The organism is Haloarcula pellucida, assembly GCF_014647235.1.
Taxonomy (GTDB): Archaea; Halobacteriota; Halobacteria; order Halobacteriales; family Haloarculaceae; genus Haloarcula; species Haloarcula pellucida.
Genome location: NZ_BMOU01000002.1, coordinates 25559 through 46430, shown reverse-complemented (window position 1 = coordinate 46430; position 20872 = coordinate 25559). Strand labels below are relative to the sequence as shown.

Sequence of the window (20872 nt, the reverse complement as noted above, 5' to 3'; positions counted from 1 at the left end):
TAGGGACAGTACACTGTAGTATGATCGGAACCACCCCCGAACCGAACGAGAACGTCGTCGCCGACGACCCGGATTCCCTGGTCGTCACCATCAGCGAGAAACTCGCTGCCGAACGTGGGGTGTCACCCCGAGAACTGCCGCCGCTGAACGACTACGTCAACGTCGACGCGCTCGCGTCCCTGTTCAACTCGCCCGGAAGCGCCCACCTGACGACGTCCGGGCGCGTCCGTTTTCAGGTCGAGTACAACGAGATACAGGTAGACCACGACGGGACCGTCTCGGTCAGGACGCTCGGTGCCGAACCGTCGCCCGTAGAGACCGTACAGGACTGAACGGCAACCGATGCGAGAACACCACGACCGAGATTCGACCATGATTGCGAACGAAGACGACCAAGAAGAGACGACCCTAGAGCGATACCGTGCCATCGAATACCGCGGCGAGAACGGCCTCGTGACGATCATCCAGGACACCGAGAACGAGGGTGCCTGGATACAGTCCGACGTCAGACGGGACGTCCTGCCGTAGCGACCGCCGCTGGCAGTCCTGCCGACTCTCGATTGCTGCCGAGTGCCCCCACGACCGCCGTGGCGGGATTCTGTATAGCGGTATGTGATTTAATCATAGGGTCAGCGTAGCCTAGCGGAGAGCGACAGTCGCACACTCTCAGCGGCCAGCGACGGCCGCATCGACGTGTCGAGCGACGGCGTCGGGATTCTCCCGGGGCGCCCAGTGGGCGCAGTCGTCGAGGACGTGGAGTTCGGCGTCGGGAATCCCCTCGGCGGCACGTTCGGCCCACGCGACCGGGAACAACTCGTCGTGGGCGCCATGGAGCAACCGGGTCGGAGCCACGAGGTCGTCGTAGCGGTCGGTGAACGTCGTCCGGTAGCCGTGTCGGCTCACCTCCGCGTCGCGGAACCGCCGGAACGCCGCACCGGCGGCCGGTCGCTTGACCTCCTCGTAGACGGCGTCGACGGCGGCCGCGGGGAGCGCATCGAGGTCGTGGACGAGACCACCCAGACTCGCACGCGTGAGACGGCGACTCCGGCGGAAGGCCGCGATAGCGATGCGGTTGAACACCTGCACCCGCGCGAGGAACAGCGAGAGGCGGCCGTTCGGCAGGTCGCGTCCGAGACCGAACGGATCGATGGGCACCAGCGTCTCGACGAGGTCCGGTCTGTCGAGGGCGAGTTGGATGGCGACACCGCCCCCGAGCGAGAGGCCCACCAGCGTCACCGGCCCGCAGTCGAGAGTGTCGAGGACGCCCGCGACTATCTCGGCGTGTCGCGGAATCGAGTAGGTGTCGTCGATCAGGTCACTCTCGCCGTAGCCGAGCAAGTCCGGCGCGAGGACGTAGTACTCGGGAGTGAGACGGTCGAACACCGGCGGCCACGAGACGCGGGCCGCGTCGATGATACCCCCGTGTAAGAGGACGACAGGGTGGCCGTCACCGGCCGCTCTGTAGTGGATGCGCGCGCCCTCGACCGTGACCGCTCCCTCGTCGACCATGGCGGACGCTCGTCGGCCATCCACTGAAGCGTTTCGTCGTCTGAACCGAATTCGACTCGTTTGGGACTGTTCGGGCGATCTCGTCGCCGATTCTGTGCGCCGGACCGTCGATCTGATAAATCGTATTACGCGATATCAAAGTTCGTTGCGAACGCCACCTTCCTTCTCCGGTCGTCGACGGGATAGCGGTATCCCGCTATTTCGAGATGGACTGCTGATTCAACGGCCGTCTCTTCGCCGTCCGCGGCCACCTTTTCCGGAGCCTCCCGCTCGTTGGGGCCGATTCGTGTTGGGTGCAGAGAATTCGTGCCGAGGTTCGAGAGCGTCTGGAACACTCGTTTGGAATCGGACTCCCGATCGATCGGAGTCGATCGTATCGTCGGTTTTTCATCGCGTGAAAACAATCAGATGTGTTTTCGTCGTGGCCGAAAATATCGAAGCATGACGCTGGTTGTTCCGTTCGATGGGTCAGAGCTAGCTGAAGCAGCACTCGTCCGCGCCACGGAGTTCGGGAACGTGTTCGACGAAGACGTGTTAGCTGTAAGCGTAATCCCGGCGGGAAAGGCGGACTATGCCAGAGAACACGGCTGGATCGAGCAGGACGAAGCGTTTGATATGGCGTCTGTCGTTGCCACGTTACACGAGCAAGTGACAGAGTTATGCCCAAGTGCCGATTTCCGACACAAAGTCGTAGATCGGTACGCTCCATCCGGCACTATAGCGAAACAGCTGCGGAGAGTGGCGCGGGAAGAAGACGCATCGATGGTCTTCATCGGCAGTGAAAACGCCGGGCATCTCGTTACAGGAGTGAGCAGCGTAGGGGGAACCGTTGCAGCAGACGAGTCCTACGACGTCGTCATCGTCCGACATCGAAGTCCGGCCAAGATCGCCAAACTCAAAAACGCCTCGCCGTACAAAAAGTCGAAGTCTGATTTTTACATCCCCGAGTGAGGAGAGCACCTGTCGGCGTTGGCGGGTTTCGACGAATCGGCAACGTTGCGTGGGTCAGTGGCGGCTGGAATCTCGTTGGCGAGCAATGAGACCAGACGTCGTCGCCGCAAACGGCACACACGCTGCGGCGGGTGAGAGCCGACATCGTCGCTCGACAGACGCTGGCTAGAGCGCTAGCCGGCGGACCCCGCCGGAGAGAAACGCGGTTAGCTAGCTCGGTCGCCGCCCGTCACCGACAGGACGGCGTCGGTGATGCCGTCGGCCCGGTCGACGAGGACGCTCCCGACGACGCTCATCACGAGGACGTAGCCGACGGCGAACGCGGGGATGACGGAGCCGAGTCGGCCGGTGCCGATGCTGGCCGCGAGTGCGACGAGGACCAGCGAGAACTCGCCGCGGGGAACCAGTCCCAGTCCGACCCGGAGCGAGCGCCGCTGGTTCAGACCGTACACCCGGCCCGAGAGGGTCCCGCTGAAGAGTTTCCCGGCCGTCGTCGCCACCACCGCCACCGCGAGGAGGCCGGCGACGCCCGCGAGCAGCGTCACGTCCGTCGAGAGACCGATGGCGAAGAAGAAGACGGCCGCAAAGAGGTCCCGGGCCGGCGCGACGATGTGTTCGATGCGCTCTACGTGGGTCGTCTGGCTGAGGCCGGTGCCGAGGAAGAAGGCGGCGACGGCCTCGCTGACGCCCAGTGCCAGCGCCGCCCCCGCGACGACGGTGGTCAGTCCGACGACCCGCAGGACGAACTGTTCGTCGGAGCCAGTCGCAAAGAACCGCTCGAACCACCCGGCGCCGTACCACGCGGCGACCGAGAGGCCGCCGAGAAAGAGGAAGGCCACGCCGACGGAGGTGGCCGCCGACCGCAAGCCCCCGCCGCCGGTGATGGCCGCCAGCAGGGCGAGGTAGACGGCGATGAGGATGTCCTCGAACACGAGGGTTCCGAGGATGGGACTGGACTCCGCGTTGGCTATCCACCCCGTCTCGATGAGCGATTTCGTGACGACGGCCGACGAGGAGATGTAGACGATACCCGCCAGAAACAGCGTCTCGACGAGCGTCCACCCGAAGGCGAGGCCGATGACCGCGCCGATGCCGAAGTTGACGACGAAGTCCAGCGCGCCGACGGCGGATATCTTCCGGCGGTCCCGGAGCAACTGGTCGACGCTGAACTCCAACCCGAGGAAGAACAGCAGGAAGACGACGCCCAGTTCCGCCAGCACGTCGATGACCTCCCCCTCGTTCACGAGGGCGACGGGGACGCCCAACAGCGCCGTCGGCTCGTTGGGACCCAGTAGGACGCCGACGAGGATGTACGCCGGGATGACCGAGAGGCCGATACGCCCCGCCAGCATGCCCGCGAGGGCGACCCCGAGGACGGCGATACCGACTTCGAGAAGGAGTTCAGCCATCGTCGTCGGGGGTGATCAGGTCTTCGAGCGCCGACTGTTCGTCGCGGGTCCCCAGCGTCACGAGGATGTCGCCAGCGGTGATGGTGTCGTTGGGGTCGGGATTCGGGAGCGTCTCCTCGTCGCGCTGGATAGCGATGATGGACGCCCCGGTCTGCTGGCGGACCTTCGCGTCGGCCAGCGTCTGGCCCGCGAGCGGCGAGTCGGCCTCGACGTCGACCCACTCGATGATGGCGTCGCCCAGCGGGACGTCCACCGAGTCCGTCTCGACCGGCTGAAAATACGCGCCCTGCAGGATAGCACCTATCTCGCGGGCCTGCCGACCGGAGAGCGTGAACAGGCGGTCGGCGTCGACGTCCGGCCCGTCCTTGTGGAACACTTCGCGTTTCCCGTCGTGGTGGATGACGATGACGAGTCGCTCGTCCCCGTCGAGTTCCACCTCGAACTTCTTGCCCACGCCGGGAACGTCTGTCTCGTAGACGGTCATACCGGGGTAACCACCGCGAGGGAAATAAGCGTCGGGCCGCGAGGCAGGTGACCACAAGCTATTAGTGCCCGCGTTCCATCGTCAAGGCAACAATAGTTTGGCTAAATCAATCTGACTTGATTTAGTCCGCAGAGAACCCATGCCTCACGAAACACTCCTGCTCATCGGTCGAGAGACTGCCCGCGCGACGACCGCGTTCGAGACGCACGCCCGGCGGCTCCGGGACCGGGACCTCGTGGACGACGTTCGGTTGCTGACCTACGGCGAGGAGCCACGTCGGACGCTGACCGATGCCGTCGCCGACCTCGACACGGACCGGGTCGTCGCGGTGCCGCTGACGGTCGCACACGATCACACGACGCTCCGGACGGTGCCGACGCTGCTGGACGACCTCGACGCGACGGTGCGGTACTGTGAGCCCGTCGGTCGGAACGCGCTCGTGACCGCCGCCATCGAAGCCCGGGCGGCAGCAGCCGCCCCGACCGACCCCGGAACGTCGGTGGCACTGGTCGCGGCGGGGTCGAGCAGGCGACCGTACCAGCGACAGGTCACGGAGTACCACGCCGAGCGACTCCGTCGACGGTCCGCGTTCGGCGAAGTCGTCCCCTGCTACCTGCGGCAGAACCCCGCGGTAGAGTGTGTCCGCTACAACCTCACCGGCGACCACGCCGTCGCGGTGCCGCTCTTTCTCAGCGAGTGTCCCGCCACAGCCGACTACATCCCGGAGAAGCTCCAGCTCGGCCGTGGTGGGCTGACATACGCTGCCCCGCTCGGCGACCACGAACACGTCACCGAAGCCATCGTCTCGACCGTCGAGACCGAACGCGCCCTCGATACGGGTCCGACGCCACAGACCTTCGAGGAGACGTTGACCGCGACGGCACGCGCGATGGCGACCGACGGCGAGGGCCGGTAGTCAGTCCCGCCGGACCACGAGCACCGAGAGGTCGGAGAAGGGCGTCCCGTCGGCGCCGTCACCGCCGGCGTGGTCGGCGAGACCCGCGAGTGTCGTCGCGGTTCTGGCCTCGTCGTCGTGTGTCAGTCGCTCGTAGACGATGGCCGTGAGGTCGGGGGCCGCGCCCGACTCCAGGAGGTCGGCGGCGGCGTCGCCGGGCATCACGTCGTAGGGACGGGGTAACACCAGCAGGTGGCGCTCGCCGACGGCGCGGCGGAGTCGCTCGCGGTCGGCCGAGAGGTCGCCGCTCTTGTGGAGCGTGACGAACGTCGTGTCTTCCATCGGCGTCCGGGCGCGACTCGCCGCGACCTGCAGCGAGGAGATGCCGGGGACGACCCGGACCGGCGCGTCGACGGTGCGCTGGACCTTCCCGACGAACTGATAGCCCGAGTGGTTCGGGTCGCCCATCAGGACCGCCGCCCCGCGCTCGCCCGACGCCACCCGCTCGGCGAACGTCGCCAGCGTCTCGCTCTCGTCTCGATACCCGCAGGTCAGCAGGTCGGCGTCGGTGCGGTCGGCGACGAACTCGACGACCGTCTCGAAGCCGACGACCACGTCGGCCTCGCGGATGGCTCGTTCGCCCCGCGGCGTGAGGTAGTCGAGGTTCCCCGGGCCGATGCCGACAGCGTAGACCGGGCGGGCGGCGTCGGGGTCCTCAGGGGCCGCGGCCGCGAGGGTCGCCGGGTCCGGTCCCGAATCGAGGTCGTAGTCGTCAGCCATCGAGGTCGACCGCCCCCTCGCGGCTCGCGGGTCCATCCTCCCCGCTCGTTCTTCCCGAGGGAGCGGTCACAGATCGACCGCCCCCTCGCGAGCGTCCGAAGCCACGTGAATCAACTCGTTCGTGAGTCCCGCCGCGAGTCCGGACCCGCCGCGACGCCCGACGTTCGTGATGGCCGGGACGCCGTGATCGGCGGCGACCTCGCGGAGGCGTTTGCGGCTCTCAGCGGCCTTCACGAATCCGACCGGCGTGGCGACGACGACGGCGGGACGGGTCCCGTCCTCGATGCAGTCTGCGAGTGCGAGCGCCGCCGTCGGAGCGTTACCTACGACGGCAATAGATCCGTCGTAGACGCCCTCCCTGTCGAGTTCGAGGACCGAGGCGGCGGTCCGGGTCATCCCCGTCTCGGCCGCGAGGTCGGCGCCGTTACCGATTGCCTTCCGGACCGGACAGTCGTGGCCTCGGCCGGTGATACCGGCTTTCACCATCGTGATGTCGGTGACGACGGGGGCCGTATCGAGGACCGCACGCGCGCCCGCCCTGACCGGTTCGTCGTCGTCGACGCCGGTGAACCGGACCAGATGCTGGAACTCGGGGTCGCCGGTCGCGTGGACCGACTTCTGTCGAATCCGGTCGGCCAGCGTCTCGTCTGGGACCAGTTCGCGCACGCGGTCCATCGACGTCTCCGCGATGTCCATCGCGTTCTCCGTAGTCGCGCCGAGGTCGGCGTAGTCCTCGAAGTCGTCGGCGGCGGCTTCGCCGCCTCCGTCTCGCGAATCCTCCTGATTCGCGCTATCAGTCGTCATCGCTCGTCACCTCCGTGGGGTCGCCGCCGGGACCACTCCCGGCACGCGCCTCCAGGTCACCGTCGACGTCGAGATGCAGGTCGCGCAACCGCTCCTCGGTCTCGGCGTCGGCGTCCCAGAGGCCGCGGTCAATGGCCTCCAGCAAGGTGTCCGTAATCGAGTCCAGCGCCCACGGGTTCACGTCCCGGAGCCACTCCTGTCTGTCCTCGTCGAAGGCGTAGCGTTCGGCAACGTCCGCCCAGAGCGTGTCGCTGACGACGCCGGTGGTCGCGTCCCACCCCAACACCACGTCGACCGTCGTCGAGAGGTCGCCAGCACCCTTGTAGTCGTGTTCCTCCATGGAGTCGAGCCACGACGGGTTGAGGACGCGGGCGCGCATCGCCTTCCGGACCTTCTCCTCGTTCGTGTAGACGTCGACGTTATCTGGGTCCGACGAGTCGCCCACGTAGGAATCTGGTTCCTCGCCGGCTATCTCGGTCACGGCGGAGATGAACCCGCCGTGGAAGGCGTACCAATCAGAGGAGTCGAACTCGTCCTGTTCCGCGGTGTCCTCTATCTTGACCGTCGCCTCGACGGAGGAGAGGCGGCGCTCGAAGGCGTCGTGGGCGTCGCTGACGCGGCCCCGCGACCCCATCGCGTAGCCGCCCCACTGGACGTACACGTCGGCGAGGTCCGATCGGTCCTCCCAGTTGCCCTCGTCGACGGCCTTGTTCGTCCCGGCACCGTAGCCGCCGGGTCGGGTCGTGAACACGCGGTGCGTCGCGGCGTCGCGGGCGTCGCCTTCGGCCATCCCGTCGGCCACGAGGTCGTCGGTCTCTTCCTCGACGTGCTTCTTGACGTAGTTCATCTCCGGTGGTTCGTCGAGGTCCACGACGGCCTCGACGGCGTCGTGAACGACGCTCGCGGCGGCGGGGAACGCGTCACGGAACAGACCGGAGACCCGCGTCGTCACGTCGATTCGCGGCCGACCGAGTTCGTCCAGCGGAATCGGGTCGACGTCCTCGACGCGGCCGGCGTCGGACCAGACCGGTTCGACCCCCATCAGCGCGAGGACCTGTGCGATGGTCTCCCCGCGGGTGCGGACCGTCGGCGTGCCCCAGACGACGACGCCTATCTCTTCGGGGTAGTCGCCTTCGTCGGTCTCGTCTCGCGGTTCGTCGGACTCTCCGCTCGACTGGTCCGCGGCGCTTCGCGCCGCGCTGACGTGTCTGTCGAGGACTCCCTCGGCGACCTCGCTCCCGACCTCCCACGCGGATTTGGCTGGGACCTTCCGTGGGTCAAGCGTGTAGAAGTTCCGCGCCGTCGGGAGCAGGTCGACGCCGCCGCGGGTCGGTGCGCCGGAGCCACCCGGCGGGACGTACTCGCCTTCGAGGGCATCTGCGGTTCGGGGTATCTCGTCGGCCGCGCCGGCGACCCGCGGGGCGGCCTCCTCGCAGACGTAGGAAAGCACCTCGCGCAGGTCGTCGTGAGCGCCCGACCGGGCGCGTGCGTCCCCGAGCGGGTCGATGTCGACGACGAGCAGGTTCATGTTGACCTCGCTGTCCCCGTCGTCGAGTTCGCTCTCGGGCACGTCGAAGTCGTGGTCGGCCAGCGTCCGGACGAGGTCCTTGCTCGTCTCGTGGACGTGGTCGGCGGCCTCGGCGTAGGTCATCCCCAGCGCCTCGTCGTACTCGCCGGGGGCGTTCCGGAGTTTGTCGTAGTCGACGCCCAACACACCCGCGACACTCTCGCGCAGAGAGGGCGCGCCGGGGTTCTCCAGTCGCGTGAGCGCGACGAGGTAGTCGACGAGGCGGTCGTCGGCGGGCGGTTCGCCCATCGTGTGCAGGCCCTTCCGAATCTGGGTCGTCTTGACGTCGGTGAGGTACTCGTGGACGCGCTCGACCAGTTCGTCGATGGAGAGGTCGTCGCCCTCGACGGCACCCTCGGCGAGGGTCGTGCCCGCCTCGTCTCGCGGGTCGCTGCGCTCCCCGCTCGACCGTTCCGAGGCGCTGCGCGCCTCGCCCTCGATACCGAGTTCGACGGCGAGGTCCAGTTCGTCGACCGTCTCCCGAATCAGGTCGGCGAGATGGTCGCCGTCGTCCGTTCGGGCGTCCTCCATGCCGGCCTCGCGGTAGCGGTCGGCCAGTTCCTCCAGTTCGGCGAGGTCGTCGTAGGTGCCGGCGTTGGCCATCACTGGCGTGAGGTAGTCGACGATGGCGGCGTAAGAGCGCCGCTTGGCCTGGGTCCCCTCGCCGGGGTTGTTGACGATGTAGGGGTAGACGTTCGGCAGGTCGTCGATGAGCTGGTCGGGCGCGCTCTCGCCGTCCAGCCCGACGGTCTTGCCGGGGAGCCACTCCAGACTGCCGTGGGTGCCCAGATGGACGACGGCGTCGGCTTCGTAGGCGTTGCGGAGCCAGCGGTAGAACGCGACGTAGTCGTGGGGTGGCTGGAGGTCCGAGTCGTGGTACACCTTCGAGGGGTCCATCCCGAACCCGCGCGGAGGCTGGACGGTGACGAGGACGTTGCCGAACTCGACGCCGGGGATGGCGAAGGGGCGGTCCGGCGGGTCGCCCCACTCCTCGGTGACGTTCTCGCGGAAGCCCGAATCGAGGGCGTCGAACCACTCGGCGTACTGGTCGGGCGAGACGGTGTCGACACTCAGCTCGCGGACGTCCTCGGGCGCGACCCAGCGGTCGTCCAGCGTCAGTTGAGCAGTCAAGCGCTCGACGAGCGACTGGCCGGAGTCGGGCAGTTCCCCTCCGGTATCGTACCCCCGCGCGTCGAGTTCGTCTAAGAGATTCACCGTACTCTCCGGCGAATCGAGGCCGAAGGCCGTCCCGATGCCGTCGTCGCTGGGCGGGTAGTTGTGGAGGACGACGGCCACGTTCTTCTCGCCGTTTGGCGTGTGGCGCAGGTCGGCCCAGTTGACCACGAGGCGGGCGACGTGGTCGACCCGGTCGTCGATGGGGAAGTGCTGTTTGGGGGCGCTTCCGATGTCGGCGTCGTCGTCGGTGCGTTCCTTCCCGGAGATGGGGTGGGTAATCACGTTGCCGTCGAACTCCGGCAGGGCCACGGAGAGGGCGAGTTCGAAGCCCATCACGCCGGTGTCGCTCGAATCGTACCGGGAGCGCGAGCGCATCGTCGTCACCGTCTGGAGGACCGGGACGCCCAGGCGGTCGAGGAACACATCCTCGGCACCGTCGCCCTCCCCGTCGGCGCTCCGCCCGCGTTCGTCCATCGACAGCGAGAACATGAACGACGAACAGACGGCGTCCACGCGCGGGTTCCCGTCGGCGTCCAGCAACCACTCCTCGGTCACCTGTTCGGCGTTCCACTGCCCCTCGGCGTCGGTCGCCGGTTCACAGAAGACGGGGAGCGCGTTCGCCCCCTCGCGTTCGATGGCCCGCACCTGCGCGTCGACGTAGCGGGTGTTCTCGTGGGTCCAGTGGGACTCGTAGAACCAGACGGCGACGGTCGGTTTCTCGGGGTCGAAGGTGGCGTACAGGTCCTCGAACCCCGCGGCGGGGTGGTCCGGGTGGTAGACCCCCTCCGTCGGGAGATGGACCGGGTCGTCGTAGGCGGGGTCGGCGTCGCCGTACTGCGCGACGAGGTAGCGCGCGCAGTTGGCGACGTTGCTCGCCCCGCCCCGCTCTAAGTACTCGTAGACCGTCTCGCGGTGATCGTCGGGGACGGACGTGTCCTCGAACGCGAAGGCGTCGCCGGTCGCCTTCACGACCAACGGGACGCCCGCCGCCCGCAGTCGCTCGACAGCGCGTTCGTACCCCGGCATGCTGTCCTCGGCGCCGTGAAGCCAGAGGACGACGGCGTCGGCCGTCTCCAGTTCTGTGAGGAACGACTCGACGGCCGGTTCGTCGTCTAAGTCGCTCTCCGAGCGCACCGTGAGGTCGGCGTCGACCTCTGAGGCGGCGCGCTGGACGGCCCCGAGTTCGTTCTCCGTCGCGGTGTAGAGTCCGATGTGTGGCATAAGGTTGTTAAACTCCCGTTTGCACTAATACAAGTATGGTTGTATTCGGTGCGGGCAAAAAAGCTTCGCAGGGGCCGTCGTTCTCCGGCGTGGTCGGCCAGCGCGACCTCAAGGACGGACTGCTGGCGGTCGCGGCCGACGACAGCCTCGACGGGTTGCTGATTCGCGGCGAGAAGGGCACCGCGAAGTCGACGACGGTGCGGGCGCTGGCGGACCTGCTGCCGAGCCAGCGCGCCGTCGCCGACTGTCCGTACGGCTGTCCGCCCGACGACGCCGCCCGGCAGTGTGCGGACTGTCGAGAGCGCGCCGAACCGACGGTCGAGGAGCGGTCGGTGCCGCTCGTGACGCTGCCGCTGGGTGCGACGCGGGACCGCGTGGTCGGGACGCTCTCGGTGGCCGACGCGCTGGGCGGCGAGTACGAGTTCGACGCCGGCCTGCTGGCGCGAGCCAACCGCGGCGTCCTCTACGTCGACGAGGTGAATCTGCTCGACGACCACCTCGTGGACGTCCTGCTGGATGCGGCCGCGAGCGGCGTCAACCGCGTCGAGCGCGACGCCGTGACGGTGACCCACCCCGCCGAGTTCACCCTCGTCGGGACGATGAACCCCGAGGAGGGCGAGTTGCGGCCCCAACTCCGGGACCGCTTCGCCCTCCAGACCGAGGTCACGGCCTGCGAGGGTGTCGACGACCGGGTAGCCATCATCGACCGTGCGCTGGGCGACGAGACGGTCGACCCGGACGACCCAGACGAGGACGAGTCCGCTCGGGAACGCCTGCTGACGGCCCGCGAGTTGCTCGGTGACGTCGACATCGCCCGGGAGTTCCGCGAGCAGATAGCCGAACTCTGCCGGGACGCCCGACTCGACGGCCACCGCGGTGACATCGCGACGGCGCGGGCGGCACGGGCCTTCGCCGCACTCGACGGACGGACCACGGTGCTGGAGTCCGACGTGGAGCGGGCCGCCGAGTTCGCGCTCCCGCACCGCCTGACCTCCGAGCCGTTCGAGGAACCGCCGGACGTCGACGACGTGCTCGACGACCACTTCGAGGGCGAGGAGGGAGAGAGCGAGACGGACGAGGGGAGGAGCGACGGCGCAAGCGACGACGGCGACGCCGAGGCCGACGAGGGCGACGGGACGGACGAGTCGACCGGTGACACGTCTGCGGACGACGACAGTCACGAGGACGACGCCGGCGGTGGCCCGGACGAGAGCGACCGGGACGGGTCGCCAGCGCCCGCCGAGGCCGGCGACGGTGAGCGCGACGACGACGAACGGGAAGGCGACGACGGCCCAGAGAGCGACGACGAGGACACCGAGGAGGCGGCCCCGCCGCTGCTCCCCGGGCAGTCCCGTGCGGACATCGGAGAGAGCGACGCCCCGACGATGACAGCCCCGTCCGTCGACACAGACGGCGGCGCGGCCAGCGGCCGCGCGAGTGCGACCGGGACTGACCGCGGGGCGACGGTGCGGACCGAGCGGGCCGGTGCCGGTGACGAGGTGGACGCGGCGGCCTCGGTTCGGGCGGCCGCCAGACGCGGCGCCGACGGCGTCGGGTCCCGTGACCTACGGCAGTCTGTCAGGGCGGGCGACGCCGAGACGCTGGTCGTGTTCGCCGTCGACGCGAGCGCGTCGATGCGGTCGGCGATGCGGGCCGCGAAGGGAACCGTGCTGGAGTTGCTGAAAGGCGCGTATCAGGCCCGCGACGAAGTGGCGTTCGTCACCTTCGCCGGCGAGGACGCCGACGTGGTGTTGCCGCCCACCGACAGCGTGACGCGGGCGGCCCGGCACCTCAAGGACCTGCCGACCGGCGACCGGACGCCGCTGCCGGCCGGTCTGCGAACTGCGGGCGAAGTGATAGCCCGGGCGGACCCGGACGCGGCAGTCGTCGTCCTCGTCACCGACGGCCGGGCGAACGCCGCCGACGGGAGCCCGGTCGGTGAGACCCGCGAGGCGGCGCGAGCGCTCGGGACAGTCGCCGACCGTACTCTCGTCGTCGACGTCGGTGACGGCGGACACGCGGGACTGACAGACCTCGTCGCCAGCGAGACGGCCGCCGACGTGGTCCCGCTCTCGGCGCTGAGCGCCGACCGAGTGGACGCCGCAGTCGACGGGTGAGAGCAGCCGGAAGTTTTACAATCTGACTTGCTCTCTTAGCAAGTAGAGTTTCAATGCAGCCAACCGACGACAGCGTCTACGACCGTTTCGAACGCGCCAGAGCCAGTCTCTCGGGGACACAGGTCGCCGTGGGGGTCGCACTCGTGGCCGCACTCGGGTTCGCGCTCCTGTTCGTGCAAGAGCCGATGCTCCACGACTCGCTGCACAACTTCCGTCACAGCGCCGGTATCACCTGTCACTGATGACGACCGACCACCTCGAACGCGGCGCACTCGCCGGCGTCGGCGGCGGCCTCACCTACGGCCTGTTCGTCGCGACGGTGGGCAACAGCTTCACCGCCGGACTCGAGACGTTCGAACACGGCCACGGCGGGGGCGGTCCCGTCGTCTCGGGGCTGACGACGACGCTCGCGAGCGTCGGCGGCGGCGTCCTCTGGGGGCTCCTGTTCGGCGTCGCCGTCTTCGGCGTGGGCTATTACCTCCTCGAACCGGCGCTGCCCGGCACCGGCGCGACGAAACGACTGGCGCTGGCCGGCGCGGGCTTTCTGACCGTCTCCGGCGCGCCGTGGCTCGTTCTCCCGCCGCAACCGCCGGGCGTCGAGCAGGCCCTTCCGACGGAAACGCGGCTGGCGTGGTACGGCGGCCTGATGGTCGTCGGCGCGCTCGTCGCGGTGGCTTGCGGGCTGGCGTACCGGTGGACGGCGGGGCGGTCCCGTGTCGTTACCGCCGCGGCGACGCTGGCACCGCTCGCGTTGCTGGCCGTCCCAGTCGTCCTCGCACCGGCGAACCCGGTCCACGGCGACGTGCCGGCGGCGCTCGTCGCGGCCTACCGCTGGACCGTCGTGTTCGGGCAGGCCCTGCTCTGGGCGACCCTCGCGGCGGTCCACGCGTGGCTCGGCGACCCAGCGACCACGCAGGTCGACACCGACTATCCGGCGACGGCCGACTGAGTCAGTTCCCGTCGGTCGCGTCGGCCCCACACTGGGGACACTCCTCGGCGTCGTCCGGAACCGACTCTCCGCAGGCCGGACACTCCGCCGTCCGGTGCTCTTCGGCCGCCTCGCTGGCCGTCTGCTTGAACTTCTCGACCTTCCGACCCGCTTTCTCGAAGAAGCCCACGCTAGGCACCTCCGGTCGCGTCGCCGTCGGCCGTCGGACTGTCCATATCTGTCCCACGGGCGGTAGCGGCAAAAGAGTCGGGTCGGTCGGCGGGCAGACGCTCACCGAAGACGATTGTTTCGGGCGAACGACGGCGTCGTGACGGTCGGTCCGTCACTCGGCGGAAAACCGATGGAGGCGGTACGCGCCGCGTTCCCGGCCCTCGTCGTGGTAGACGACCGGTTCCTCGACGGCGGCGACCGTATCGCCCTCGACGGCCGCTGCGGTGACGACGCCCGCCGTGTCGTGGGTCGCCACCCGGCCGCCGAGCGTATCGTAGACCCGGACCGCGTGGGCGTCGGCGTCGCGGTCGCGGAAGTGCTGTGCGCCCGGGACCGCGACGAGCGAGCCGTCGGTACCAAGTCCGCTGGCGAACCCGCCGACCGGACCCGTCCAACGTTCGGTCCCGTCGAGCGAGACGCCCACGGCGGTGTGTTCCCGGGGATGACGGGCGTCAGTCTGGCGGCCGTCCTCGGGGTAGGTGTTGCCGGTCACGAACACCGCGCCGTCGTCGGTCGCGTGGACGTGGTTCGGATAGGCGTACACTGCCTCGCCGTCGACGGTGCGGGACGGTGCCAGCGAGACGCGCCAGCGCTCCGCGCCGTCCGCATCGAGGTGGTAACCGCAGTAGTCACCGTGGCTGGCGACGACGGCACCCGAATCGAGGAGTGTCGCGTCGCCGACCCGTCGCTGGCCCGCGGTGCCGGGGTCCCACATCCATCGGGGAGAGCCGTCGTCGGCGTCGAGGACGACGAGGCCGTGCTGGTGGTCGCCGGGACAGCGGTTGTACGCGACGGCGAGGCGGTCGTCCCGGACCGAGAGGGAGATAGGCGAGGCGTCTGTCCGGTAGGTCCAGTCGACCCCGCCGTCCGGCGCGAACGCGTAGACGACGCTCTGGAACGTTCGGTCCCCGTCGACGCGCTCGTAGCGGCGGGCGGCCGCATACAGGCGGTCACCGTCGGTCGTGAGGCTGGCGACGAACGGCAGGAGAAAGCGAGTGTCGTCCTGTGGCGTCCCGACGTCCTCGCGCGTCTCGTAGCGCCACCGCACGCTCCCGTCGACGTCGTGACAGCGTATCTCACCGCGGGCGCTGCGCTCGCCGACGGCAGGTCCACCGCCGAACGGTTCGACCGCGACGACGCTCTGCCCGTCGTCGCCCTCGTGGTGCCAGCGGACCGTCGGCCGAGGCCCCGAGACGTCGACCGCCCGCAGGTCGCCGTCCGCCGTGCCGACGACGGCGACGCCGTCGGCCAGTGCGACCGCAGAGCGGCGGCCCTGTTGGCGTGAGCGAGCCGGCGCCACGTCGCCGAGCGTGACGGTCGACGCGTGTTCACTCATCGACTGGGAACGCCTCGTGGAGGACGTCGTGGGCCTCGCCGAGACCCGCGAGGACGTCCTCGCCCTGTGTCGTCAGTCGTTGTACCGCCCGTTCGGCGTCACGCACCGCGACGAGTCGGCCCCGCAGGTAGTCGTACTCGGGGTCGTCGCTGTCGGTCCGCGCTATCTCCTCTTCTAAGTCGACGAGCGCCGCGTCGAGGTGGCGCTCGATAGCTGTGAGCGTCCCGGCGTTCGCGAGTGCCTCGATTGGGCCGGTCATGTGGCCCTCCAGCTCCTGTTTCGCGTGCTGGCGCGCGTGGTCGTCTTCGGTACCGAGAACGTTCATGAGGCCCAGTCTGAGGGCCTCGATTTCGTAGCAGCTCATGGGTGTATCGTGTTACAGTGTCTGGTCGACGAGTTCGGAGACGATGCGGTCGCGGTCCAGATGCGACGAGACGATACTGTCGGCGTCGCCCTCGGCGACGCCGCCGTACCAGACGCCGTCGGGGTAGACGGCGACCATCGGCCCCTCACCACAGCGCCCGAGACAGGACGACCGGGTGATGCGAGCGTCGCACTGGTCGCTGTCGCGGGCGGCCTGCCGGAGGCGTTCGAGGACGGCGGGCGCGCCGTCCTGCGCGCAGGTCTGGTTGGTACAGACCGCGACGTGTTTCTCCGGGGCGTCGTGGACGTGCGGGTCGTCGTCGACGTCCTCGCGGTCAGCGTGTTCGGCCTGATGAGTCAGCGCCCGGAGCATGGCGCGGGCACCGCCCTGATCCGCCTCGTAGCCGTCGAGTTCCACCTTGTACTTGCAGGTGTCACAGGACATCTCGACGCTGCCCGTTCGCGCTTCCTGCCAGCGGTCGCCGAGCACGTCGAGCAGGCGCGGGTCGGTCCCCAGCGGTTCGCCGTAGGCGGCGTCGACGTAGGGGTACTCGGCGTCGAACTCCTCGGCCCCGTCCTTGATGCGCCCGGTCAGCACGCCGTCGCCGAGCATGTACGGCAGGACGACGACGGCGTCGGGCCGGGTCTTCGCGAGGTCGTGGAGCGTCTCGTCCAGCAGCGGTTCGGTGACGCCGACGAACGACGCGTCGACGCGCGAGAACTCCCGGCCCTCGTACAGCAGGCGGGCGAGTTTGTGGACGTCAGCGTTGGCGTCGGGGTCAGAGGACCCGCGGGCACACACCACCACGGCCACGTCGTCGGCCTCGCGGTCGACGCCCAACTCGGCCTCGACGGCGGCCGCCCGGTCGTCCAGCAAGTCCAGAATCGCCGGATGGACGCCCAGATGCGCGCCGTTGTTGATAGTCAGCCCCGGGTGAGCCTCGCGGGCCTGCTGGACCGCCAGCGGCACGTCGTTCTTCACGTGGCTGGCGGCGAACAGCGAGAGGTGGACGACCGTCACCTGCGACACCGTCGAAGCCAACCCCGCGATTGCCTCGTCGATGGCCGGTTCCGCGAGTTCGAGGAAGGCGGCGTCGACAGGGATGCCCAGCCGTCCTTCGAGGTCGGCTGCGAGTTCGCGCACCTGTTCGTTGGACTTCTCGCGACGGGAGCCGTGGCCGGCCAGCAGGACCGCTTCGTCGTCGAGGCCGTCGGGGGCGGCGGTCGCTTCGCTCATCGGACTCGCTCGACGCTCTTTCGGAGCTTTCGCCGCCGACTCGGCGCGAACAGCCCCGTCCCTTCGCTCCCGTCGTAGACCCAGTCCGCGAGGTCCGGCACCGCGTCGTCCGCGACGCCGAACCAGTAGCCCGACGAGGCGTCGGCAAGGTCGTCGTACGGCGCGTCGACGGGGGCGCTGTCGAGCAGTGACTGGACCGTCCGGAGGAGGCGCTCGTCTTCGTGGACGAAGGAGACGCCCACCGCCTCGTCGTCGGACTTGAAACACACCGTGCCACACCCCTCCAGCAGGCCCCGGAGGAGTTGCCGGTCGTGGGCGGCGAGCGTATCGAAGCGGTAGCCCCCGGCCTGCCCGTCGAAGGGCAGGCCCAGCGCGGCGCTGGCCCGGTCGGCGAGCCCACCGAGGACCTGTACCGTGTACTCGTCCTCGGTCCGAGTTATCGACGTGTCGTGGGCGTACTCTCGCTCGACGATGCGGTGGTCGGCCCGTTCGGCCCCAGCGATGGACGCCAGCCGTCGGGCCGCCGTCTCGTCGCTCGTCCTGACGGTGACACAGCCGTCCTCGCACTCCCCGTCGGCGGCGACCCGGCCCCAGAAGTACGCCGTCTCGGGATGGGCCGAAAGCAGGTCGCCGGGCGCGCCGGTCTCGATGCTCATTGCTCGGCCTCCTCGGTCGCGGCGGCCGTCTCGCGGTCGACGGACTCGACGCTGATGGCGTCCAGCGGACAGGCGGCGGCCGCCTGTTCGGCCGACTCACGCCGGTCGTCGTCGAACGTGGCGGCGACGGCTTCCGCGCCGTCGACCTCCAGCACGGCGAGGCCCTCGCTGTCTTCTCGCGGGCGCTGCCCGCTCGACTGGTCCGCGGAGCTCCGCTCCGCGCTCTCCTCCACGAACCGGTCGTCGCGCACGAGACAGGCGAAGACGCCGTCGCAGGCCTCGCGGTCGATGGTGATTCGGTACATGCTCAGTAGTCGTACTTCGTCTCGTAGCCACGCGGCGTGACCATCCGTCCGTCCCAGACGTAGGTGTCCTCGTTGCCCACGAGCAGGGTCGTCGTCATGTCGACGAGGTCCGTCTCGCCCAACTCGGGCAGGTCCTGTAACTCGACGATTTCGGCCCGTTCGTCCTCGCGGCCCGCGGCGTGGACGACGCCGACCGGCGTCTCGGGGTCGCGGTGTTCCAGCAGGATCTCGCAACATTTCTCGTAGTTCTCGCGGCGCTTGCGGCTCCACGGGTTGTAGATGGTGATGGTGAATCCCTCCTTGGCGGCGGCGTGGAGGCGTGACTCGATGGTCGGCATGTCCGTGAGGTGGTCCGACAGCGAGATGGAGACGGTGTCGTTGACCAGCGGCGCGCCCACGCGGGCGGCACACGACTGGGCCGCCGGGACGCCCGGCACGACGTCGAAGTCCAGCATCGACGCCGTCGCGCCCTTCGATTCGACGATTTCGAGCGCGAGGCCGGCGAGCGCGTAGACGTTCGGGTCACCGCTGCCGATGATGGCGACGTCGTTGCCGGCGAGCGCCCGGTCGATGGCCTCCTCGGTTCGGGAGACTTCGCCACACATCGGCGTGTCGTAGATGTCGTCGGCGCGCTCCGTGATGTCGTCGGGGAGCAGGTCGACGTAGGTCGTGTAGCCGACGATGTGCTCGGCGTCGGACAGGGCCGCCTTCGCGCGGGCGGTCATCCCCTCCGGTTGGCCGGGTCCGAGGCCGACCGCCACGAGTTGTCCGGGGTCTGCGTCGAAGTCGTCGACGGTGGCGCCGACCTCCTCCTCGTCGGCGTCGTCGGTGGACGCCCCGCACCCGCTACTGCTGGACGACGACGACGCGCCGCACTTCGAACTACCGTCGTCGGTCTCCGCGCTCGTCTCCGTCGACGTGCTCGCTCCGCATTTCGATTCGGTGTCTGTACTCGCGTCGGTGGTGTCGTCAGTACTCATAAGTCAGAAATCCTCCACGTCACGCCCGCCGCGCGGGGTGACGAGAAAGTCGCGGTAGTCGTTCTCCCAGACGTCGGTCTCGTGGGTGCCGACGAGGATGGACGACCCCATCCCGCCGACCTTCTCGTCGTGGTCGGGCAACGCACCCAGCGTCGTGATGGTCTGTGTCTCGCCGTCGACGTTGCGGCCGGCCTCGCCGCGGCCGGCGTCGTTGATTATCGCGGCGGGCACGTCGTCGGCCCGTTCCTCGCGCAGGACCGAGACGGCCCGCTCGTAGTCGCGCCAGCAGTTGTAGAGGACGACGACGAACCCGCTGATTGCGGCCGCCCGCAGTTTCTCCTCGATTTCGTCCCAGCCGCGCCACTTGTCCGACAGCGAGACGGTGCAGAAGTCGTTCGAGAGGGGCGCGCCGAGGTTGGCCGCCCCGCCCAGCGCCGCCGTCACGCCGGGGACGATTTCGATGGGCACGTCGCCGGCGTCCTCGGCCTCCGCCATCGTGAAGAGGAGGTCGGACTTGCCGTAGACGTTCGGGTCGCCGCCGGAGACGTGGGCCACGTCCTCGCCGTCTCGCACGCGCTCGAAGGCCTCGCGGGCCAGTTCGACCTGCCGGCCCATCGAGGACCGGACCAGCGTCTGGTGGGTGCCGTCGGGCCGTTCGAGGACGGTGCCCGCCTCGTCGACGCCGGTGTCGGCGCTGGCCTCGAGTTCGGCGCTCTCGGGCGGGAGGGTCCCATCTCGCCGGAGGAACTCCTGATACAGGTTCGAGGCGATGACGCAGTCGGCGGTCCGGATAACCTGCTTCGCTCGCTGGGTCATGTCGTGGGGCAGGCCGGGGCCGATGCCGACGACGGAGAGCGTGCCGTACGCCGACCGCCGCCCGTCGGTCGTGGTCGCGGCCGACGCCTCGTCGGCCTCGCTCATTCGCCTATCGCCACCGTTACCGCCTCGTCGTAGCGCGTCTTCTCGGCCAGCAGGTCGTGGTCGCGGCCGCCGGCGATGGCCGACGCCTCGGCGATGCCCGGCCACCCGATGAGTTCCTTCGACCGCGAGGGAGTGGGCCCCTCGAACTCCGAGAGGGTCTCCTTCTCGAAGGCGACGACGCCGAGGTCCCACGCCTCGGCGGCTTCGAGCATCCCTTCCTCGTCGGCTTTCCGGGTGCCGGTGGCGACGAAGTCGACGTCAGTGCGGTCGAGGCCCGCCTCGTCGAGGGCGCGGTCCCACGCGGCGTGGAACTGCTCGACGTCGGCCCCGGCGACGCTCCCGGTCCCCAGCACCACGCCGTCCTCGCCGTTGCGCTTCAGGACGGTCACGTCGTCGTCGACCAATACTGCTCGCGGCCCGTCGAGTCGCTCGACGGGGCCGAGTTCGTCGTCCAGCACCGCGAGGTTGGTCGCCACCGTCGAGTCGCCGTTGACGACGTGGGAATCGAGGGCCTTCGCCTGCTTCTCGACGCCCTGCTTGCCCGCCGCCTCGCTGGCGGTGGTCATCGCCGGCACCGCGCCCATGGAGGCGAGGTCGTCGGCGACCTGATTCGCGCCGTGGTGGCCGCCGGTGATGGGAATCGCCCACGTCAGTTCCTCGTCGACGACGCAGATGGCGGGGTCGTCCCACTTGTCGTCCAGCAGGTGGGCGGTCTTGCGCATCGCGATACCGCTTGCCATCAGGCCGACGAAGCAGTCGTACTCGCCCCAGTGCTCCTCGAAGACGTCACCGTGGTACGCCAGAATCTCGATGGAGTCGTAGCGGTCGCCGATGCCGTCGACGATTTGCTGGGCGGTGTCCATCTTCCGCTCGAAGGCGACGATGGCGATGTCCTCGGCCACCTCGCCGTCCGAGTCGGGCGCTTTGCAACTGTTCGAGCCGCTGTCTGTGTCGTTGTCCGTACTCATGAGAACCTCTCGGCCGGTGACGCGACCGCACGTG

Annotated in this window: 23 protein-coding genes; 7 read left to right on the top strand and 16 right to left on the bottom strand. The window is 69.0% G+C overall.

The window, feature by feature from the left end:
- Window positions 1-20: 20 nt before the first annotated feature.
- Window positions 21-332 (top strand): HalOD1 output domain-containing protein, encoded by a 312-nt coding sequence (locus tag IEY28_RS06910; protein ID WP_188995792.1) that lies wholly within the window; start codon window positions 21-23, stop codon window positions 330-332.
- Window positions 333-372: 40 nt separating this feature from the next.
- Window positions 373-528, top strand: coding sequence for a hypothetical protein (locus tag IEY28_RS06905; protein WP_166966847.1), 156 nt, complete (start codon window positions 373-375; stop codon window positions 526-528).
- 138 nt (window positions 529-666) lie between these two features.
- On the opposite strand, the gene IEY28_RS06900 is transcribed toward IEY28_RS06905, so the two are convergent.
- Window positions 667-1509 carry an alpha/beta hydrolase gene (locus IEY28_RS06900; RefSeq protein ID WP_188995790.1) on the bottom strand — a complete coding sequence of 281 codons (843 nt, stop codon included), beginning with the start codon at window positions 1507-1509 and terminating at the stop codon, window positions 667-669.
- 125 nt (window positions 1510-1634) lie between these two features.
- A complete protein-coding gene (locus IEY28_RS06895; RefSeq protein WP_188995788.1) occupies window positions 1635-1844 on the bottom strand; it encodes a hypothetical protein in 210 nt (69 codons plus the stop codon).
- Window positions 1845-1950: 106 nt separating this feature from the next.
- On the opposite strand from IEY28_RS06895, the gene IEY28_RS06890 reads away from it, so the two are divergent.
- The gene (locus IEY28_RS06890; RefSeq protein ID WP_188995786.1) at window positions 1951-2460 is read left to right on the top strand and encodes a universal stress protein; all 510 of its coding nucleotides are present in this window, start codon (window positions 1951-1953) and stop codon (window positions 2458-2460) included.
- A gap of 206 nt (window positions 2461-2666) precedes the next feature.
- Here the strand turns inward: IEY28_RS06890 and IEY28_RS06885 are convergent, their stop codons facing one another.
- Window positions 2667-3869, bottom strand: coding sequence for a cation:proton antiporter (locus IEY28_RS06885; protein WP_188995784.1), 1203 nt, complete (start codon window positions 3867-3869; stop codon window positions 2667-2669).
- Window positions 3862-4353 (bottom strand): cation:proton antiporter regulatory subunit, encoded by a 492-nt coding sequence (locus IEY28_RS06880; RefSeq protein WP_188995782.1) that lies wholly within the window; start codon window positions 4351-4353, stop codon window positions 3862-3864. The genes IEY28_RS06885 and IEY28_RS06880 overlap by 8 nt, the downstream gene beginning before the upstream one ends.
- 139 nt (window positions 4354-4492) lie before the next feature.
- Here IEY28_RS06880 and IEY28_RS06875 point away from each other — a divergent pair, with 139 nt between their 5' ends.
- Window positions 4493-5269: a CbiX/SirB N-terminal domain-containing protein gene (locus IEY28_RS06875; protein WP_188995780.1), complete on the top strand. Its 777-nt coding sequence runs from the start codon at window positions 4493-4495 to the stop codon at window positions 5267-5269.
- Here the strand turns inward: IEY28_RS06875 and IEY28_RS06870 are convergent, their stop codons facing one another.
- The 3 genes from IEY28_RS06870 to IEY28_RS06860 all read right to left on the bottom strand — a co-directional run bounded on the left by IEY28_RS06870 (window position 5270) and on the right by IEY28_RS06860 (window position 10796).
- A complete protein-coding gene (locus IEY28_RS06870) occupies window positions 5270-6028 on the bottom strand; it encodes a cobalt-precorrin-7 (C(5))-methyltransferase (RefSeq protein WP_188995778.1) in 759 nt (252 codons plus the stop codon). It lies immediately after the preceding gene.
- Window positions 6029-6094: 66 nt separating this feature from the next.
- On the bottom strand, window positions 6095-6832 hold the full coding sequence (locus IEY28_RS06865; RefSeq protein WP_188995776.1) for a precorrin-8X methylmutase: 738 nt from the start codon (window positions 6830-6832) through the stop codon (window positions 6095-6097).
- The gene (locus IEY28_RS06860) at window positions 6822-10796 is read right to left on the bottom strand and encodes a cobaltochelatase subunit CobN (RefSeq protein ID WP_188995775.1); all 3975 of its coding nucleotides are present in this window, start codon (window positions 10794-10796) and stop codon (window positions 6822-6824) included. Before IEY28_RS06860 ends, IEY28_RS06865 begins: the two co-directional genes overlap by 11 nt.
- 35 nt (window positions 10797-10831) lie before the next feature.
- Between IEY28_RS06860 and IEY28_RS06855 the strand changes: the two genes are divergently transcribed.
- The 3 genes from IEY28_RS06855 to IEY28_RS06845 are packed head-to-tail and all read left to right on the top strand — an operon-like array spanning window position 10832 to window position 13862.
- Window positions 10832-12913: a VWA domain-containing protein gene (locus IEY28_RS06855; protein ID WP_188995773.1), complete on the top strand. Its 2082-nt coding sequence runs from the start codon at window positions 10832-10834 to the stop codon at window positions 12911-12913.
- A gap of 53 nt (window positions 12914-12966) precedes the next feature.
- On the top strand, window positions 12967-13155 hold the full coding sequence (locus IEY28_RS06850) for a CbtB domain-containing protein (RefSeq protein WP_188995771.1): 189 nt from the start codon (window positions 12967-12969) through the stop codon (window positions 13153-13155).
- Window positions 13155-13862, top strand: coding sequence for a CbtA family protein (locus tag IEY28_RS06845; RefSeq protein WP_188995769.1), 708 nt, complete (start codon window positions 13155-13157; stop codon window positions 13860-13862). Before IEY28_RS06850 ends, IEY28_RS06845 begins: the two co-directional genes overlap by 1 nt.
- A 1-nt stretch (window position 13863) precedes the next feature.
- Here IEY28_RS06845 and IEY28_RS06840 read toward each other — a convergent pair whose 3' ends face one another.
- The 9 genes from IEY28_RS06840 to cbiG form a co-directional block, all read right to left on the bottom strand.
- Window positions 13864-14031 (bottom strand): zinc-ribbon domain-containing protein, encoded by a 168-nt coding sequence (locus IEY28_RS06840; protein WP_188995767.1) that lies wholly within the window; start codon window positions 14029-14031, stop codon window positions 13864-13866.
- A 153-nt stretch (window positions 14032-14184) separates the two neighbouring features.
- Complete coding sequence (locus IEY28_RS06835; protein WP_188995765.1) at window positions 14185-15408, bottom strand: outer membrane protein assembly factor BamB family protein; 1224 nt, start codon at window positions 15406-15408, stop codon at window positions 14185-14187.
- Window positions 15401-15772, bottom strand: a complete 372-nt coding sequence (locus IEY28_RS06830; protein WP_188995763.1) for a DUF3209 family protein — start codon at window positions 15770-15772, stop codon at window positions 15401-15403. Before IEY28_RS06830 ends, IEY28_RS06835 begins: the two co-directional genes overlap by 8 nt.
- A gap of 12 nt (window positions 15773-15784) precedes the next feature.
- Window positions 15785-17008 carry a CbiX/SirB N-terminal domain-containing protein gene (locus IEY28_RS06825; protein WP_188995761.1) on the bottom strand — a complete coding sequence of 408 codons (1224 nt, stop codon included), beginning with the start codon at window positions 17006-17008 and terminating at the stop codon, window positions 15785-15787.
- A complete protein-coding gene (locus IEY28_RS06820; protein WP_188995760.1) occupies window positions 17005-17664 on the bottom strand; it encodes a cobalamin biosynthesis protein in 660 nt (219 codons plus the stop codon). Before IEY28_RS06820 ends, IEY28_RS06825 begins: the two co-directional genes overlap by 4 nt.
- Window positions 17661-17969 carry a ferredoxin gene (locus IEY28_RS06815; protein WP_188995758.1) on the bottom strand — a complete coding sequence of 103 codons (309 nt, stop codon included), beginning with the start codon at window positions 17967-17969 and terminating at the stop codon, window positions 17661-17663. Before IEY28_RS06815 ends, IEY28_RS06820 begins: the two co-directional genes overlap by 4 nt.
- A gap of 2 nt (window positions 17970-17971) precedes the next feature.
- Window positions 17972-18949 carry a precorrin-3B C(17)-methyltransferase gene (cobJ, locus tag IEY28_RS06810; protein WP_188995756.1) on the bottom strand — a complete coding sequence of 326 codons (978 nt, stop codon included), beginning with the start codon at window positions 18947-18949 and terminating at the stop codon, window positions 17972-17974.
- 3 nt (window positions 18950-18952) lie between these two features.
- Window positions 18953-19870 (bottom strand): precorrin-3B C(17)-methyltransferase, encoded by a 918-nt coding sequence (locus IEY28_RS06805; RefSeq protein WP_188995754.1) that lies wholly within the window; start codon window positions 19868-19870, stop codon window positions 18953-18955.
- A complete protein-coding gene (gene cbiG / locus IEY28_RS06800) occupies window positions 19867-20838 on the bottom strand; it encodes a cobalt-precorrin 5A hydrolase (protein WP_188995752.1) in 972 nt (323 codons plus the stop codon). The genes IEY28_RS06805 and cbiG overlap by 4 nt, the downstream gene beginning before the upstream one ends.
- Between the last annotated feature and the right edge of the window lie 34 nt (window positions 20839-20872).

Bases quoted from the DNA above. Each gene is read 5' to 3' on its own strand.
- IEY28_RS06910 (WP_188995792.1), top strand. From the start codon at position 21: ATGATCGGAACCACCCCCGAACCGAACGAGAACGTCGTCGCCGACGAC.
- IEY28_RS06905 (WP_166966847.1), top strand. From the start codon at position 373: ATGATTGCGAACGAAGACGACCAAGAAGAGACGACCCTAGAGCGATAC.
- IEY28_RS06900 (WP_188995790.1), bottom strand. From the start codon at position 1,509: ATGGTCGACGAGGGAGCGGTCACGGTCGAGGGCGCGCGCATCCACTAC.
- IEY28_RS06890 (WP_188995786.1), top strand. From the start codon at position 1,951: ATGACGCTGGTTGTTCCGTTCGATGGGTCAGAGCTAGCTGAAGCAGCA.
- IEY28_RS06885 (WP_188995784.1), bottom strand. From the start codon at position 3,869: ATGGCTGAACTCCTTCTCGAAGTCGGTATCGCCGTCCTCGGGGTCGCC.
- IEY28_RS06880 (WP_188995782.1), bottom strand. From the start codon at position 4,353: ATGACCGTCTACGAGACAGACGTTCCCGGCGTGGGCAAGAAGTTCGAG.
- IEY28_RS06875 (WP_188995780.1), top strand. From the start codon at position 4,493: ATGCCTCACGAAACACTCCTGCTCATCGGTCGAGAGACTGCCCGCGCG.
- IEY28_RS06870 (WP_188995778.1), bottom strand. From the start codon at position 6,028: ATGGCTGACGACTACGACCTCGATTCGGGACCGGACCCGGCGACCCTC.
- IEY28_RS06865 (WP_188995776.1), bottom strand. From the start codon at position 6,832: ATGACGACTGATAGCGCGAATCAGGAGGATTCGCGAGACGGAGGCGGC.
- IEY28_RS06860 (WP_188995775.1), bottom strand. From the start codon at position 10,796: ATGCCACACATCGGACTCTACACCGCGACGGAGAACGAACTCGGGGCC.
- IEY28_RS06855 (WP_188995773.1), top strand. From the start codon at position 10,832: ATGGTTGTATTCGGTGCGGGCAAAAAAGCTTCGCAGGGGCCGTCGTTC.
- IEY28_RS06850 (WP_188995771.1), top strand. From the start codon at position 12,967: ATGCAGCCAACCGACGACAGCGTCTACGACCGTTTCGAACGCGCCAGA.
- IEY28_RS06845 (WP_188995769.1), top strand. From the start codon at position 13,155: ATGACGACCGACCACCTCGAACGCGGCGCACTCGCCGGCGTCGGCGGC.
- IEY28_RS06835 (WP_188995765.1), bottom strand. From the start codon at position 15,408: ATGAGTGAACACGCGTCGACCGTCACGCTCGGCGACGTGGCGCCGGCT.
- IEY28_RS06830 (WP_188995763.1), bottom strand. From the start codon at position 15,772: ATGAGCTGCTACGAAATCGAGGCCCTCAGACTGGGCCTCATGAACGTT.
- IEY28_RS06825 (WP_188995761.1), bottom strand. From the start codon at position 17,008: ATGAGCGAAGCGACCGCCGCCCCCGACGGCCTCGACGACGAAGCGGTC.
- IEY28_RS06820 (WP_188995760.1), bottom strand. From the start codon at position 17,664: ATGAGCATCGAGACCGGCGCGCCCGGCGACCTGCTTTCGGCCCATCCC.
- IEY28_RS06815 (WP_188995758.1), bottom strand. From the start codon at position 17,969: ATGTACCGAATCACCATCGACCGCGAGGCCTGCGACGGCGTCTTCGCC.
- cobJ (WP_188995756.1), bottom strand. From the start codon at position 18,949: ATGAGTACTGACGACACCACCGACGCGAGTACAGACACCGAATCGAAA.
- IEY28_RS06805 (WP_188995754.1), bottom strand. From the start codon at position 19,870: ATGAGCGAGGCCGACGAGGCGTCGGCCGCGACCACGACCGACGGGCGG.
- cbiG (WP_188995752.1), bottom strand. From the start codon at position 20,838: ATGAGTACGGACAACGACACAGACAGCGGCTCGAACAGTTGCAAAGCG.